At 52.7% G+C, this 15,546-nt stretch carries 19 protein-coding genes; 3 read left to right on the top strand and 16 right to left on the bottom strand.

All coding sequences use genetic code 11. The annotated features are described in order from the left end of the window. Position 1: 1 nt before the first annotated feature. The 14 genes from QEN31_RS03540 to QEN31_RS03475 all read right to left on the bottom strand — a co-directional run bounded on the left by QEN31_RS03540 (position 2) and on the right by QEN31_RS03475 (position 12,189). Positions 2–712 carry a molybdate ABC transporter substrate-binding protein gene (locus QEN31_RS03540; protein ID WP_001220944.1) on the bottom strand — a complete coding sequence of 237 codons (711 nt, stop codon included), beginning with the start codon at positions 710–712 and terminating at the stop codon, positions 2–4. Next, positions 712–1,764, bottom strand: coding sequence for an ABC transporter substrate-binding protein (locus tag QEN31_RS03535; protein WP_001032007.1), 1,053 nt, complete (start codon positions 1,762–1,764; stop codon positions 712–714). The genes QEN31_RS03540 and QEN31_RS03535 overlap by 1 nt, the downstream gene beginning before the upstream one ends. Positions 1,765–1,839: 75 nt before the next feature. Then, positions 1,840–2,088 (bottom strand): hydrogenase maturation factor HybG, encoded by a 249-nt coding sequence (gene hybG / locus QEN31_RS03530; protein ID WP_000334887.1) that lies wholly within the window; start codon positions 2,086–2,088, stop codon positions 1,840–1,842. A 27-nt stretch (positions 2,089–2,115) separates the two neighbouring features. Then, on the bottom strand, positions 2,116–2,457 hold the full coding sequence (hypA, locus tag QEN31_RS03525; RefSeq protein WP_000544945.1) for a hydrogenase maturation nickel metallochaperone HypA: 342 nt from the start codon (positions 2,455–2,457) through the stop codon (positions 2,116–2,118). Beyond that, complete coding sequence (gene hybE / locus QEN31_RS03520) at positions 2,450–2,938, bottom strand: hydrogenase-2 assembly chaperone (RefSeq protein ID WP_099949607.1); 489 nt, start codon at positions 2,936–2,938, stop codon at positions 2,450–2,452. Before hybE ends, hypA begins: the two co-directional genes overlap by 8 nt. Then, a complete protein-coding gene (locus QEN31_RS03515) occupies positions 2,931–3,425 on the bottom strand; it encodes a HyaD/HybD family hydrogenase maturation endopeptidase (RefSeq protein WP_001221960.1) in 495 nt (164 codons plus the stop codon). Before QEN31_RS03515 ends, hybE begins: the two co-directional genes overlap by 8 nt. Further along, entirely contained in the window at positions 3,425–5,128 is a 1,704-nt protein-coding gene (gene hybC / locus QEN31_RS03510; RefSeq protein WP_000083045.1) for a hydrogenase 2 large subunit, read from the bottom strand. Before hybC ends, QEN31_RS03515 begins: the two co-directional genes overlap by 1 nt. Continuing rightward, positions 5,125–6,303, bottom strand: a complete 1,179-nt coding sequence (gene hybB, locus QEN31_RS03505; RefSeq protein ID WP_000017678.1) for a Ni/Fe-hydrogenase cytochrome b subunit — start codon at positions 6,301–6,303, stop codon at positions 5,125–5,127. Before hybB ends, hybC begins: the two co-directional genes overlap by 4 nt. Further along, positions 6,293–7,279 carry a hydrogenase 2 operon protein HybA gene (gene hybA / locus QEN31_RS03500; protein WP_001081721.1) on the bottom strand — a complete coding sequence of 329 codons (987 nt, stop codon included), beginning with the start codon at positions 7,277–7,279 and terminating at the stop codon, positions 6,293–6,295. The genes hybB and hybA overlap by 11 nt, the downstream gene beginning before the upstream one ends. 2 nt (positions 7,280–7,281) lie before the next feature. Further along, positions 7,282–8,400, bottom strand: a complete 1,119-nt coding sequence (gene hybO, locus QEN31_RS03495) for a hydrogenase 2 small subunit (protein WP_000145429.1) — start codon at positions 8,398–8,400, stop codon at positions 7,282–7,284. A gap of 189 nt (positions 8,401–8,589) precedes the next feature. Continuing rightward, positions 8,590–8,877, bottom strand: coding sequence for a DUF2623 family protein (locus QEN31_RS03490; protein ID WP_001059119.1), 288 nt, complete (start codon positions 8,875–8,877; stop codon positions 8,590–8,592). A gap of 84 nt (positions 8,878–8,961) precedes the next feature. After that, positions 8,962–10,605, bottom strand: coding sequence for a methyl-accepting chemotaxis protein (locus QEN31_RS03485; RefSeq protein ID WP_001238434.1), 1,644 nt, complete (start codon positions 10,603–10,605; stop codon positions 8,962–8,964). Between the two features lie 306 nt (positions 10,606–10,911). After that, on the bottom strand, positions 10,912–11,406 hold the full coding sequence (locus tag QEN31_RS03480) for a TIGR00645 family protein (protein ID WP_000439335.1): 495 nt from the start codon (positions 11,404–11,406) through the stop codon (positions 10,912–10,914). 279 nt (positions 11,407–11,685) lie between these two features. After that, on the bottom strand, positions 11,686–12,189 hold the full coding sequence (locus QEN31_RS03475; protein ID WP_001736383.1) for an ESA_00282 family adhesion-associated protein: 504 nt from the start codon (positions 12,187–12,189) through the stop codon (positions 11,686–11,688). 103 nt (positions 12,190–12,292) lie between these two features. Between QEN31_RS03475 and QEN31_RS03470 the strand changes: the two genes are divergently transcribed. From QEN31_RS03470 to QEN31_RS03460, 3 genes are all read left to right on the top strand, one after another. Further along, complete coding sequence (locus tag QEN31_RS03470; RefSeq protein ID WP_064239872.1) at positions 12,293–12,703, top strand: hypothetical protein; 411 nt, start codon at positions 12,293–12,295, stop codon at positions 12,701–12,703. Then, entirely contained in the window at positions 12,690–13,094 is a 405-nt protein-coding gene (locus QEN31_RS03465; protein WP_000665657.1) for a hypothetical protein, read from the top strand. Before QEN31_RS03470 ends, QEN31_RS03465 begins: the two co-directional genes overlap by 14 nt. Positions 13,095–13,217: 123 nt before the next feature. Then, positions 13,218–14,102: an SDR family oxidoreductase gene (locus QEN31_RS03460; RefSeq protein WP_000019032.1), complete on the top strand. Its 885-nt coding sequence runs from the start codon at positions 13,218–13,220 to the stop codon at positions 14,100–14,102. 113 nt (positions 14,103–14,215) lie between these two features. Here QEN31_RS03460 and exbD read toward each other — a convergent pair whose 3' ends face one another. Together exbD and exbB are read right to left on the bottom strand one after the other, a co-directional pair. Further along, positions 14,216–14,641: a TonB system transport protein ExbD gene (exbD, locus tag QEN31_RS03455; RefSeq protein WP_001251476.1), complete on the bottom strand. Its 426-nt coding sequence runs from the start codon at positions 14,639–14,641 to the stop codon at positions 14,216–14,218. A gap of 6 nt (positions 14,642–14,647) precedes the next feature. Beyond that, positions 14,648–15,382 carry a tol-pal system-associated acyl-CoA thioesterase gene (exbB, locus tag QEN31_RS03450; protein ID WP_000527859.1) on the bottom strand — a complete coding sequence of 245 codons (735 nt, stop codon included), beginning with the start codon at positions 15,380–15,382 and terminating at the stop codon, positions 14,648–14,650. Positions 15,383–15,546 lie beyond the last annotated feature (164 nt).

Raw genomic sequence — 15,546 nt, 5'->3', positions numbered from 1 at the left:
ATCAGTTCTGCGAGTGCGTCATATTCGGCGCTTCACTAAACCCATGTTGCATGAGAATCAACCTCGCCCGTGCTGACAGTAAAAAGTCGGCAAGCGTTTTTCCCTGCTCGCTCAGGCAGGCAAAGCCATATTCAGCCACGGGATTATAAGGTTCCGGGATATCAACCACTCGCAGCGAATTAACCTGCCGTAGCCAGGGAGCATAGCTGGCATAGCCGATAAAGATATCGGTGTAATCATGATTGATGAGCCATTCCGCTGCCAGCCGGCCCGCCGGTAACGGCAAAGTCTGCCTGCCGCCAACCAGCGCTACCGCGCGTTTTCGGACCGCTTCGCCCTCCTTGCCCATCCGCGAAAAAAGCTGCTGCGTATAATCGCCGGAAGGATCGCAACCTGCTGTTGAGGTGCCGATCCGCAGATCCCGCCGGGTTAATAGCGACAACCAGTCCTCGCCTTCACGCATCGCCTGTGCCCGCACGCTCAGGCACAAACGGTTCGTCGTAAAAGGCGCGACCCGCAGCGCCCGCCCGCTTTCCAGCAGCGCCTGCGGATGCGCCAGGTTCGCCGAAGCAAAAAAGTCGCACGCTTCGCCCGCTTCGATGCGTTCACGTAACAGCCCCGCCGGACCGAAATCACATACCGCATCCGCCTGAAACGCCGCCATTAGCTGCGGCCAGACGACGCGCAAGCTCCCCGCAGCCAGTATTCGCATTATTGTACGCCCTGATAGTCAGTACGGTAAAAACGTTGATACCAGTCGTTAGCGGCCTTTTGCATGTCAATATCGTGGAATTTTTCCGGATAGAGTTTTTTCGCCATCCACAGTTCGCCGATTCCCACCGCCTCCGGCATCGGATATCCCCAGGCTTTGGCATAATCCGGCATCAGGTAAACCCGATGATGCTTCACCGCGTCAATGACCTGCCACTGGGGATTGTGCAGGATCTCATTGACGACCTTTGGATAGCGATTCTGGACAAAGATCACCTGTGGATCCCAGGCGATCACCTGCTCCATTGTCACCTGCTTAAAGCCTTTCACCGAGGATGCCGCTACATTCAGCGCCCCCGCATGGGCCATCATCAGACCGGTGTATTTACCGGAACCGTAGGTGGTCAGCTCCGGATTCGCCATATAGGCGCGAACTCGCTCATTTTCAGGGACCGACTGCAAACGGTCGCTGACCATCTTGCGACCTTTATCCATCGCCTCAATCAGCGCTTTCGCCTCTTGCGGTTTATTGACGATATCGCCAATCAGCGTTATTCCTTCACGCAGCCCGCGATTATAAGCCTGCTCTTCATCGGCCAGGGTCGGGTTCATTTTAGCCTGCTCGCCAGCAATATCATGGCGCAGCGAAATCGCCACTACCGGAATGCCAAGACGGCTGATCTTGTCGATCATCTCCTGCGGAGCGTAATTCGTGACAAACACCACCTGCGGGCGCAGCGCCACCAGTTTTTCAGGATCAACGTGCGTTAGATCGCCCAGCGAGGCTTTTTGCGCCAGTTCCGGCGCCAGACGCGCATAGCCGTCGCCTAATTGCTGTTTCCAGTTCGCCATGACCCCAACGATTTTGTCAGTGGCATTCATCTGTACAAGGAGATTGAGCGTTTGATGCTGGAGCACCACCACTCTGTCGACGGTGTCCGGAACCGTGACCTGGCGGCCAATTTGATCGGTAAAAGTACGCGCCGCCTGTGACATTAACGGCCAGCAAAAAAGCAACGCCAGCAGAGAGAGCTGGCGCAAAAATTTATTCATAGGTTTCGCCCCATAATCGATATATAAATAATTATATAACGATTATAGAGCGATATAATAGAGGTGATTAAGGGATCACGCGCTGGTGATGTCGTACTCCATGCGGCGCAGCGCATCTAACGTGGCTTTCGCTTCGTCTTCGTCAATGATGCTCATGGCAAAACCAACGTGTACCAATACCCATTGCCCTATCAGATCGGCTGGCTTACCTTCACAAATCAGAGCAATATTGACATCACGTTTGATGCCACACACTTCCACCTGCGCAAGCTGGTGAATATCATCTCCGACGGCCAGCACCTGACCGGGGACGCCAATACACATAATTAACCACCTGAAATAAAATGCGGGTTATTCGACCTCAATACTTTTTACTTTCAACGAATCGCCGGTATCCACCCGCAGGCGATCGCCATGACAATGCGGACATTGCGCGTCATGCCTGAGAATTTCCACCACCTGACTGCAATCCCAGCACCAGGCCTGGGCCGGTCTGTAGTCGATGTGCAATTCGCACCCTTGCGCTAAAGTCCCCTGGCAGGCGATGTCAAAGCTGAAACGAACCGCGCGCTCTTCAACGCACGAAAGCGCGCCTATCTCCAGCCATACGCCGGTGACGCGCGCCACGCCGTGCTGTTCTGCCTGCTGCTGAATAATTTCAACGGCGCTTTGGCAAAGAGACAGCTCATGCATTCTCACAGCTCCGACGGCCAAACAGCAACGCACGCCGGCTTGTCTGCGGCGCATCAGGATTGCTTACCGGCAGGGATAACAGCATCCGCGCGCAGTCATCCGCCAGCCGGACGCCCTCTTCCGGCGACAGGCTACGGGAAAGCGGCGACATCAACGAGCAGGCAAGATATTGTGAAACGCCTTCCAGTTCGCCAACGGTAAAGGTCATCGTGCCATAAGGCAGTTGCAGACCGAGTTTTTCACCGACGGTACGCCCGGACCAGATCTGGTCCGGGCCAGGGAAGATTAATGCGCTTAACATCCACGGCGTAATTACCGTGCCCGTCCATTGTCCTTCAAACAACGTAAAATCAGAGACATGCACAGGCATAGTCGGATGCAGAAACGAAAGATCGTGCATCGAACGATGGGCTATCTCTTCAAATGCCGCCTGAACCCGGGCGACGGGCGCCGTGTCGAATCCGGAAAACGTTTCAGACATGCGCCGTCTCCTTAGGAATTGCTTCGACGCCGGATTCACGCAGCGCAGCAAGAACCTGCTCAAGCGCAGGTTCAATCATCGCTTCTACGGTTGGCGTTAAGCCGATGTGCGGTTCCAGCGACTGTGGAATAACGCCGACCAGGGTCAGTTTCTTCGGAAACTCGCCGGTAAAGCGGAGGGCCGACAATACGTCGGCCAGTCCAAGCTGATGGGGGGAGATTTTGTTGGTGAACAGCGCCGGAACTTCATCGTCGCGCAGTACCATAATGGTTCCCGGCGCGTTCTTTTTCGACACGATGGCGTCGGCAATGATCAAATGATCACGATTCGCCATATCGCCAAGAAGTTCCATTCCCGCCGTACCGCCATCCAGAATCTCAACGAAATCCGGCAGGGTGTATCGTTGCTCTAACGCTTCAACAATACGCACCCCGATGGCTTCATCGGTCAGCAAAATATTGCCGACCCCTAAGACTAATATCCGCATTACAAAACCTTCACCGAGACCACTTCATTGCCATCGGCGTCCACCACGTGTACCGCGCACGCCATGCAAGGGTCGAAGGAGTGGATGGTACGTACCACTTCCAGCGGCTTCGCCGGATCGGCGATCGGCGTACCGACCAGCGACTGTTCGTACGGCCCCACGTCATCGTTGAAGTTACGCGGACCTGAGTTCCAGGTCGATGGCACCACCGCCTGATAGTTACTGATAATGCCGTCTTTAATCACCATCCAGTGAGACAGCATACCGCGCGGCGCCTCCAGGAAGCCCACGCCTTTGAACTCGCCCGTCGCCGGAATGTTCGGCTTCACAAACGTGGTGTAATCGCCTTTGCCGATATTTACAATCAGCGCGTTGTATTGATCCTGCAATACGTTTTGCAGTTCACAACAGTGAACGGTACGCCCGATGATACGACCCAGCGTAGAGTGAAGTTGCGCCATTTCCAGCGTTTTGCCGGTCAGCTTCTGATAAAGCGCAATGATTTCATTGAGCTTGGTCTGCGTGGATTCACGACCTGCAGCCAGTTTACACAGCATGTTCGCCAGCGGCCCGACTTCGACGGTTTTGCCGTAGAATGTCGGCGACTTGACCCATGAGTATTTACCGTCATCCGACCAACCGTCGTAAGCCGGGATCGTAGTGCCTTCCCACGGCGCCTGCGGCGCTTCATCTTTGTACCAGGCGTGCTTCGCGCTCTCCTGAATACCTTTAATCAGGAACTCGTCGGAGTGAGAGGTGATCGGACGGTATGTCGACAGATCGGCATTGGTAATGTAACCGCCCGGGAACAGGAAACTGCCGTTTTTACCGTCGGTCGGGAATTCCGGCGCGCTCAGGTAGTTCACCGCGCCTTTGCCGCGCTCCAGCCATTCCGGATAGTAGGCCGCGATGACTGCGGTATCCACTTTATACACCTGCTCGACAAAATCGCTCAGCTTATCGATAAACGATTTGATGTACATCAGGCGTTCAAGGTTCAACGTACCGATGCTGTCGAGATTGATCGGGTTCGCCACCCCACCGACCGCCAGGTTCTGGATATGCGGCGATTTACCGCCCAGCAACGCCACCACGCGGTTAGCGTCACGCTGACATTCCAGCGCCTGCAGATAGTGAGCGACCGCAATCAGGTTGACCTCCGGCGGTAACTGCATTGCCGGGTGCCCCCAGTAGCCGTTGGCGAAAATACCTAACTGACCGCTGGCGACAAGATCCTTGATCTTGTTCTGAACTTTCGTGAACTCTTGCGCGCTGTTCAGGTGCCAGCTCGACACGCCATCCAGCATCGCAGAAGCTTTTTCCGGATCGGCTTTCAGCGCAGAGGTAATGTCCACCCAGTCCAGCGCAGAGAGCTGGTAGAAATGGACAATGTGGTCATGGGTGGTATGCGCCGCCAGAATAATATTACGGATATACTGCGCGTTGACGGGAACATCAATATTCAGCGCGCTTTCTGCCGCACGAACGGAGGAGATCGCGTGAGTTGTCGTACAAACGCCGCAAATACGCTGCACAATCATCCACGCATCGCGCGGATCGCGGTTCTTCACGATCTCTTCCATACCGCGCCACATGGTGCCGGACGCCCAAGCTTTGGATACGACGCCGTTCTCAATTTCGCAGTCAATGCGTAAATGACCCTCAATACGGGTTACCGGATCAATAGTAATTCTCTGGCTCATGCTTTGCTCGCCTCATGACGATTATGATCGTTTTGTTTTAAAGGAGGAAGTATCGGCAGTAGACGAATGAGTACGATGTATGCACAAATCTCAATAGCCACAAAACCAATAGAAATCAACAATTCTTCCCAGGTTGGGAAGTAGTGGTAGCCGCCACCCGGGTTGAATGCCACCAGCGAATAGGTCAGACGCCACGTCGCGCAACCCAACAGCGCGCTCAGCGCCGACAGGTACAGCATACGAGAGTCATTACGCAGTTTCGCCACACGCAGTACCACTAACGGGAAGACCATCAGGACGACTTCAATCCAGAACATAGCGGAGTAAAAATCGCCGGCAAACGCATAGGACAGCTTGTCGCGATAAATCAGTTCGCCAAAGCGCAGGACGACGAAAATCGCCAGCAGCACGCTGATGGTATTCGTCAGCTTAACAAACAAATTTTTCTCATCCGGACCGTTTCCTTTCAGGCCTGCCTGAACCAGCGACCCCTCAAATATGACAATGGAGAAGCCCATGATAAACGCGGTCAGAACCGAGAACAGCGGCAGCATTTCATAGCTTTGCCATAGCGGATGCACTTTATAGCCCGCCGAGATCATCAATGACCCCATTGAGGACTGGTGCATCGTCGGCAGCAGCGCGCCCAGCGCGATAATAAAGAACATCACCTTATTCAGACGCTTGAGCGACACTTTCCAGCCCAGACGTTCAAACAGGGCAGGCGCAAACTCCAGCGCCATCACGCCGATGTAGATGGTCATACAGACCGCCGTCTCAAACAGTACCGAGTTCACGTTGAAGTGACCTGGAATGTAGAAGTACGGCAGGTTCCAGTAACGACCGACGTCGATAGTGATCGACAGGCCGCCCAGCGAGTAACCAAACAAGCTTGCCAGCAACGCCGGGCGCACCAACGGATGGTATTGCCCACGGTTAAAGACATACACCGCCCATGCCAACGCCCAACCGCCGCAGGCAAAGCCGGTGCCGATCAACAGGTCAAAGGCAATCCAGACGCCCCACGGGAAACCGCCGTTCAGGTCGGAAACGGAGCCCAACCCGAAGACCAGACGCTTCACGATAAGGAGCATACACAGGACGATTAACGGTCCAAAAATAATGACCGGTTTACTGATGATTTTTCCGCCCAGCGGTTTTGGATCATGACTCATGATCGTCTCCTCCATCGTGATGGTCGTTTTTGCTATTACGACGAACCAGCACGGTTAAGCCCGCCAGCGCAGCCAGGGGTAGTATCATGCCTTTATAAAGCGTGTGTTGAACATGCTCGGAGCGCGCTCCGGTTGAAAGGTCATCCAGCTTCGGCAGATCCAGATCTTCATAAGGAACGCCTGTCAGCACCAGCACCTGAGTACCACCGCCCTCTTTTTCACCGTAGAGGTGTGGGTAGTATTTAGGCACCGTATGCAGATAGGTGTCGTCCGTTTTCAACGTCTGGCGCGGATAGTGATATTCACTGCCTGGTTTGAGGGCCAGACGTTTTTTCGCTTCCGCCATCAGCTCTTCACGAGTACCAAAAATGACGGCCCCTGCCGGACAAACTTCCACACACCCAGGCAAACCGCCTTTATCCAGACGCTCAACGCCTTTCTGGTTACACAACTCACACTTGTGAAGCGCGCCAAACGGGTTGTTGTAGTCGTACTTAGGTACGTTGTACGGGCAGGCAACCATACAGTAACGGCAGCCGGTGCAGACATCTTTGTCATAGTGGACGATGCCGGTTTTCGGATCTTTTTTCAGCGCCGACACCGGGCAAACGGAAACGCAGTTAGGATCGACGCAGTGCATACACTGTTTCTTGATGTAGGCATAGCCGTTCTCTTCCTGATCTTTGTTCACGCCCGTACCGCTACGCCATACCTGAATAATGTTATTGGTATACGGCGACAGCTTGTCGTTGTTCGACCAGGTCTGCTCCCCTTCCGGGTTACGCGCCGGGAAGTTGATATCCTGACACTTTGTGACGCAGGCCTGACAGCCCACGCACAGAGTGGAGTCATACAGCATACCCAGCGAACCTGGAATCGGCGGACGGTTTTCTGCAGCCGCATGGCTGACAGACGGCGCGGCGCCCAACAGCAATGCTCCACCGGAGGCTGCTTTAATAAAGTCACGTCTGTTCACGGTTATTCTCCCCGTGAGTCAGCGTTATCTTTCTTTTGCTGACGCCCCAGTTCACGTACCGCCATCACGCTGACGCCGGCAACCAGACCGACTACGCCGCCAAGCAGACCGACAGCGCCCGCAGAGATATTGCCGCCTTCTTTCATATTGACGTCAGGTTTCTCTGAACGCGGAGTTTGGTTTTCGACATGAGCAAGCTGGTGAATGCCCTTATGGAAGCCGATACCTTCTTCGTTACAGCCATAGCAAGGATGACCGATCGCCACTGGCCAGACGCCGCCAACGTCACAGAACTGTAACGTAGAACAGTTGCCCCAGGTTTCCGGCCCTTTACAGCCAAGATGGTAGAGACACCAGCCCTGACGGTGGCCTTCGTCGCCAAATTCTTTGGCAAAACGGCCTGCGTCGAAGTGTGGACGACGTTCGCAATGCTCATGAATCAGACGGCCATAGGCAAAGGTTGGACGATTTTTCGCATCCAGCTTCGGCGGCGTGCCGTAAGTGATGATATGCGCGACGGTCGCCAGGAAGTTATGCGGGTTTGGCGGACAACCTGGAATATTGATAACCGTTTTGCCCGGTAAGACTTCCTGCAGACTGACAGCGCCGGTTGGGTTTACGCCAGCCGCAGCAACGCCGCCCCATGCCGAGCAGGAACCGATAGCGATAATCGCGGCTGCGCCATCAGCGGCTTTGCGGATGTGATCCACGATCGGCTCGCCGGCAACCATGCAGTAGATACCGTTATCTTTTAGTGGGATAGAACCATCCACCACCAGAACATATTGCCCTTTATACTTCTCCAGAGCGTTATGTTTGTTTTCTTCGACCTGGTGACCGAATGCGGCGGAAAGTACCTCGTGGTATTCCAGAGAGATAGTCTCCAGAACGAGGTTTTCAACGGTTGGGTGTGTAGCACGAAGCAGTGATTCGGTACAACCGGTACACTCCTGAGCGCCAATCCAGATAACGGGCGGACGCTGTGGATTGGATACCGATTCTGCCATTTCTGCGGCGGCTTTGCTACTGAGCCCCATAGTAGCGGCCAGTGCTGCACAAAGCTTCATGAAATCACGACGGTTAATGCCGTGAGAAGTGATGAGAGTATTATCTCCAGTCATTTTATAGTTATTCCGTTACGAAGACCTGGCTTTTATTTTGCACTGTTCGCGAAGAAGTTATTGCGATCGGTACGCCATTTACCACACTTTTTTTATGGTTATGTGCGCCATAATACTTCGACGGAACAGTAAAACGAAGGGAAGAGGCGATAGTGTAATTAATTAAAGCAAGATAATACCCCTGTTGGATCAACCTTCGAGTCGATAACCGGCCATAAAGAAGCGAACCGCCATCCCGGAATGATTCTCTTTAAAGAAATCCATCACCATTTCTTTATCCAGACCATAGCGACGCGTCAGAATTCCGGCCTCCCACGCGCTAAGTTGACGATCGCCGGTCTTTTCGAACATACGGTGTGTAAAACCCAATACAAAGCCACGTTTATACTCAGAACAGAAATTCACCGCATGATGCGCGCTATATGCATATGGCGCGTGCAACCCAGCCATTAACCCTTTCCCAAAATGATTATTCATCTGACCTCCTTAGTCGCTATATAATAAATTATATAGCGACTAGTTAAATGAAGGCCAGCGCATTACGCGCTTTTTTGCTTCACATCAGAAGGAAACCCATTCATCAGTAGACTGTGCGGGAGCCGACGCCATTCTCTGAACGCCAGGCGCCGCTTTCGCCGTTACGCGTTGTTGCGGCTCACTAGCGGAAAGCCGGAACTGCTGTACGGAGCGTTGCAAATCCTCCGTCTGCCGTTCCAGCGCCGCCGCCGCCGCGGAAACCTGCTCAACCAGCGCGGCGTTTTGTTGCGTAACGCTATCCATTTGCGTGATCGCCACGCCAACCTGAGAGATACCTTTACTCTGCTCTTCGGAGGCGGACGCGATCTGTTTCATAATCGTCGTCACTTCCGTGACGCCGCGCAGGATGGCGTCCATCGTCGCGCCGGTCTCCTGGACCAACTGCGCGCCCTGCGCTACGCGACGTACCGATTCGCCAATTAAGGCTTCAATTTCTTTCGCCGCCCCCGCGCTGCGGCTGGCCAGGTTACGTACCTCACCGGCGACCACCGCGAAGCCGCGTCCCTGCTCGCCCGCTCTGGCCGCTTCTACCGCTGCGTTCAAGGCCAGAATATTGGTCTGGAAAGCAATACTATTAATCACGGTAGTAATTTCGGCGATCTGCTGCGAACTGGCGGAAATACCGTTCATTGTTTCTACCACATCGGAAACCAGTTCACCGCCTTTTCCTGCCGTTAGCGAGGCGGCATCCGCAAGCTGACTCGCCTGGCGAGCGTGTTCGGCGTTCATTTTTACCGTTGCGGTAAGCTGTTCCATGCTGGCGGCCGTCTCTTCCAGCGCAGCGGCCTGTTCTTCCGTTCGGGAAGAGAGATCGTTATTACCGGTAGAAATTTCCGTCGCGCCGCGCCAGATATTGTCGCTTCCGGCGCGGATCGTACTCACGGCTTCGCGTAAACTGTCCTGCATCGCGCGCAGTAGCGGCACCAACCGGCCTACGCAGTTACGCCCCAACGCTTCAATCGGCTGGCTAAGATCGCCTTGCGCGATGCGCTGAAATTGCTGACGGATGCGCTCCAGCGGTTTCACCATCATTGCAACCAGATAGCGATCGGTAAAAATCAGGATAGCAATGCCCAGAATCACCGCCGTGATAAGCAGGATGCGGATGGTATAGGTTTTACCATCGACCATCACACGTGTGTTATCCAGCATGGCGCCAGCTTCATGACTAAACCGTTCCGCGCTGGCGCCGAACGCGCGACTGAGTGCGGGCGTGACCGTACTGGCATGTTCGCTCCAGGCGGTTAGCGATCCTTGCTGCGCCAGTTGCATTTGAGGAACGACGCCTTTCTCCAGCAAGGCCTGCCAGTTGGACAACACCTCCCTTGAGATATCAGGGTTCATCGGCCCTGGCGATAGCGCTTTCATCTCCTCCAGCTTCTGACGCATATTCTCGAGCGACTGCCGGGCGGGCGCAAAATCGGGCGTGCCGCCGCCGATTTTTACATCCATCGCGCGGCTAAGGCGGGTAACAAAGCGGAAATATTGATCGTTACCCTGGCTTAGCACCGTCATTTGCCGCACAAGATGCCGGTCAATATCATTTCCTTCCGAAACTTCGGATAAAGCATGGACGCTGTATAACCCCACCCCCGACCAGAGTAGACAAAAAAGTCCCAGTATCGTCAGCATGACCATACGAATAGTAAAGTTTTGCAGCAAACGCATATGAATTTCCTTGCTGAATATAAGAGATTAGTCATCAGACGATGACGCACTCTCGTTATCGGCAAGGCGCGGAGAATATATAATGCATTCTCCATTTTTTTACAGTTATCGCCGTTTACGTACCCGCAGATGTTATATATCTGTGAACGCAGAGAAAATCTTTCAGTGTTATTACTGAGTAAATGAATAGATGTAGTAAAAATATTGCGTAAGGCTGCAGGGAGACGGTTATCCACCGTTAAAGAAGCGCTGTTTTACAGCCGGGCTCAGCATCCTTTGCCCGACTGCCCCGCCGTGGACGGCGGCTCAATGGTTATGCCGCGTCAATCTGTCCAGATAGCCCATCACAAACGCCGACAGGACAAAGGTCAGATGGATGATGACATACCACATTAATTTGTTATCCGGGACGTTTTTCGCGTCCATAAACACGCGTAACAGGTGAATGGAAGAGATAGCGACTATCGATGCCGCCACCTTATTTTTTAGCGACGTCGCATCCATTTTCCCCAGCCAGTTCAGCTTCTCCTTGCCCGCAGAGATATCCAGCTGAGAGACAAAGTTTTCATACCCGGAGAACATGACCATTACCAGCAACCCGCCGACCAGCGTCATATCAACCAGCGATAACAGCACCAGGATCAGATCGGCCTCCGCCAGGGCAAAAACGTTCGGCAGAACGTGTAGAATTTCCTGGAAAAATTTTAGCGCTAAAGCGATCAGCGCCAAAGAGAGGCCAAAATACACCGGCGCGAGCAGCCAGCGAGACGCATACATTACATTTTCAAGAAAGCGTTCCATAGGGACCTGTCAGGTAACTAAAACCAGCAACAGTATATCTCAACCATGCAACATCAGATCAACATGCCAGTTAAGAGCCTATCCCACCAGGCGTTATTGGCGCAGCCAGTTTGGACACGGACAGCGCGCAAAAACCGGAGCGTACACGTAGTACGTGAGGTTTGACTCGCTACGCTCGCCCTTCGGGCCGCCGCTAGCGGCGTTCAAAACGCTAACGCGTTTTGGCGAGCACTGCCCAGGTCCAAAATGGCAAGTAAAATAGCCCTAATGGGATAGGCTCTAAATCTCATCCGGGTTAACCTGCGGGCGCTGATATTCCGGCCATACCAGCGCGACCAATGCCGGGTAGGCTTCAAGACTGAACTCGCGAAAACACTGGCGTAAATTAAGGACGTCCAAATCCGAATACGGCACCTTTTCTCCGTTCAGACAACGCTTCTTAATATTGTCGTAATACTTATAAACGGCAGAGTTAAGGTCGCTGCAACGACGCTGTGCGTCAAATAATCCTGGCGTTTCATTCAACTCAGTCATTGTCATTCGTTTTATCGTTGCATGAAGGAAATCGATATATTCATGGTTAACGCGCCAGTACCATACCGGCGTTATCGAATTCATTAATACTGAGAAATGATCTTCGCCCTCTTCCTTTGTCATGGGTTCAGTTTGATTTAAATTTACGGTTTTTCCACCAGGACGTTTTTTATTAACCTCCCACATCAGGAAGAGTATCGCGCCGGTCAGTAATAGCAATATAATAACAGAATAAAAAATACTGTTCATAGCAGGCTCCATTTTTTTTGATTTTAAAATTACAGCATGTTATTGTCAACGAAACCTACACTATTAAAAATAGTATACCACTGATCGTAAAGGATATTTAGTCATGCTTCCTGAGCATCTGGTTTCCTCTCATTTTCGCCTGTCATCGCCGCTCCCTGAAGCCACAGAAAACAGTAAAAATTTGCCTAAGGGAAAGACAAAACTCAGCGATTACGAGCCCGATATTTTAATTAGCGCTAACGCTGCCGGGCAACACAGAAACGTATTATTTGAAGAACGCGACCGTCATATTAAAGAACGTCTGTATTGTGTGGCTAAAATTGAAACGTTTGCCCGCCTGATAAACGCACTACAGGCAGAAGGCGATATTGATGCCCAAACGCTAAGTAAAATACTGGCGGATAAAACCGCAATGATAAATGAAAAAGGCGATGCCATTTGGCTTAATTTAATCACTCGCGAAACCAATATGCCGCTATTTTATTCACTGGAAGATAAAGATGAAAGAAGTTGAAGACAATAACGTTTATTTGGCTTTAGACAACCATAAAAGTGATGAATTTATCTTAAAGCAAAATCTTGCAGCGCTAATCGCCAGCAAAAATGCCACGCTGGAAAAGGTAACGCAGGAGGTGGTATCCATACCGGCGGCGTTAGTACGCCTGAAGTGGCAAAACCGACGGGAGATGTATGCGTTACAGGTCAAAGAGGAGATTTATGGCGCGACCATCAATGCCATTATCGAGCAGCATCCTGAATTACGAGACAAAATTATGTCTCGTCTTGAAAGTGACTGGCAGCATCTGCTGGCTCGCGAGACGGCAACCCTACGTCTGACGCGTAAGCTTTCCGATGGCGACTACCGGACGCGCAACGTCACCACCGTCGCACGGCAAGAAAAATAACCTTCATGGCTAGTTAACTCTGTTGTGAATACGGGCGAAGCATAAGGATCGTTCTGATTCTCCCTCTTACGGTAGTAAAAGTGTCTACGCTTAAAGGGTGTTCAACCTGAAGGGAGAAGCTCAATGTCTCATCTATACGACCCTACCACGCAGTATTACACCGGCGAGTATCCTAAGCAAAAACAGCCGGCGCCCGGCGTCCAGGCGAAAATGACGCCTGTTCCTGACTGTGGTGAAAAAAGTTATGTCGGCAGTGGTCGCCTTAAAGATCGTAAGGCGCTGGTGACAGGGGGCGACTCCGGGATTGGGCGCGCTGCCGCTATCGCTTACGCGCGTGAAGGCGCAGATGTCGCGATCAACTACCTGCCAGCGGAAGAAGAGGACGCTCAGCAGGTTAAAGCGCTGATTGAGGAGTGCGGCCGTAAAGCGGTGTTATTGCCAGGCGATCTTAGCGACGAATCTTTCGCCCGTTCGCTGGTCCATAAGGCGCGTGAAGCGCTGGGCGGGCTGGACATTCTGGCGCTGGTAGCCGGTAAACAGACGGCAATCCCGGAGATAAAAGATCTGACCAGCGAGCAATTTCAGCAAACCTTCGCCGTTAACGTTTTTGCCCTGTTCTGGATAACCCAGGAAGCGATTCCGCTGCTGCCAAAAGGCGCCAGTATTATCACAACGTCGTCTATCCAGGCGTATCAGCCCAGTCCGCACCTGCTGGATTATGCGGCAACCAAGGCGGCAATCCTTAATTACAGCCGCGGCCTGGCGAAACAGGTGGCGGAAAAAGGAATTCGCGTGAATATTGTCGCGCCTGGCCCTATCTGGACAGCGCTGCAAATTTCCGGCGGCCAAACACAGGATAAAATTCCGCAGTTTGGCCAGCAGACGCCAATGAAGCGGGCCGGTCAACCGGCAGAGCTGGCGCCGGTGTATGTCTATCTGGCAAGCCAGGAATCAAGTTACGTTACCGCAGAAGTGCACGGCGTGTGCGGCGGGGAACATTTAGGCTAACGCATGAAGTCGATTAAGGTGGCGCAATTCTGTTAAGCAAGGCGCCATCTTAGGCAATAAAAAAAGCCGGGTGGCGACTTCGCCTTACCCGGCCTACAGCGTCAGCAGAATACTTATTTCGCTTTCGCGGTCTCTTCGCCGACCAGACCAATTTTGAGATAGCCCGCCTGATGCAGCATATCCATCACTTTCATCAGGGTTTCATACTCTACGGTTTTATCCGCGCGGAAGAAAATCGTAGTATCCTTTTTCCCTTCCGTCAGGGCCGTTAGCTCGGCAATCATCGTATCATCCGTCACCGGATCGTTACCGATAAACATGGTGTTATCCGCTTTCACCGACAGATAAACCGGTTTTTCCGGACGCGGCTGTGGCGTACTGGTAGAAGCGGGCAGATTCACCTTGACGTCCACCGTCGCCAGCGGCGCAGCCACCATAAAGATAATCAGCAGAACCAACATGACATCGATAAACGGCGTCACGTTGATTTCATGCATTTCGCCGTTGTCATCCAGGTTCTCGTTAAGACGCATTGCCATGACGCATTACCCTACCCGTAATTTCTGCGCGGCGCGTACCGGCTGCGCACTGGCGCTCGCATTCAGATCGAGATCGCGGCTTTGCAGCAGCAATACCTGCGCCGCCACGTCGCCCAGCGTCGCTTTGTAACTGCCTATCTGACGTGCGAAGATGTTGTAAATGACGACCGCCGGGATCGCGGCTACCAGCCCAATCGCCGTCGCCAGCAGCGCTTCCGCAATACCAGGAGCAACCACCGCCAGGTTGGTGGTCTGCGTTTGCGCAATACCGATGAAGCTATTCATAATGCCCCATACGGTGCCAAACAACCCGACGAAGGGGGAAATGGCGCCGATCGTCGCCAGATAACCGTTGCCTCGTCCCATGTAGCGGCCAACTGCCGCTACGCGACGTTCCAGACGGAAGCCGGTACGTTCTTTAATCCCTTCGTTATCTTCGCTGCCCTGAGAGAGTTCCAGTTCATTCTGCGCTTCATTGATGAGCTGTGCGCTGAGGCTTTTTGCGCTGAAACCTGCCGCAATGTCGGAAGCCTGATCTAAAGAGCGCGCATCGGCTAATTGCAGTTGTTCGCGCTTTAAGCGGCGCTTTTGCGTGAAAAATTCAACGCTTTTACTGAAGAAGATAGCCCAGGTGACGACTGACGCCAGAATCAAACCAATCATCACGCACTTCACGACAATATCGGCGTGCTGATACATGCCCCAGACGGAAAGATCCGTCTGCATCAAATTATTACCCACTCTGTATCTCCAGGACGCAAATCACAAAATCTGAGCATAATAATATCAAAACAACGTCGAATTGATAGTCGTTCTCATTACTATTTACATACTGCCGCACCTTTACTGCTTTTTCTTTGCGCTTACGCATTAAAAAAGCCACCTGTTTTTATTTTGGCAAAATT

Origin of the sequence: Salmonella sp. SA15303 (assembly GCF_029962125.1) — a bacterium.
GTDB lineage: Bacteria > Pseudomonadota > Gammaproteobacteria > Enterobacterales > Enterobacteriaceae > Salmonella > Salmonella enterica.
This window is presented reverse-complemented; position numbering and strand designations above follow the sequence as displayed.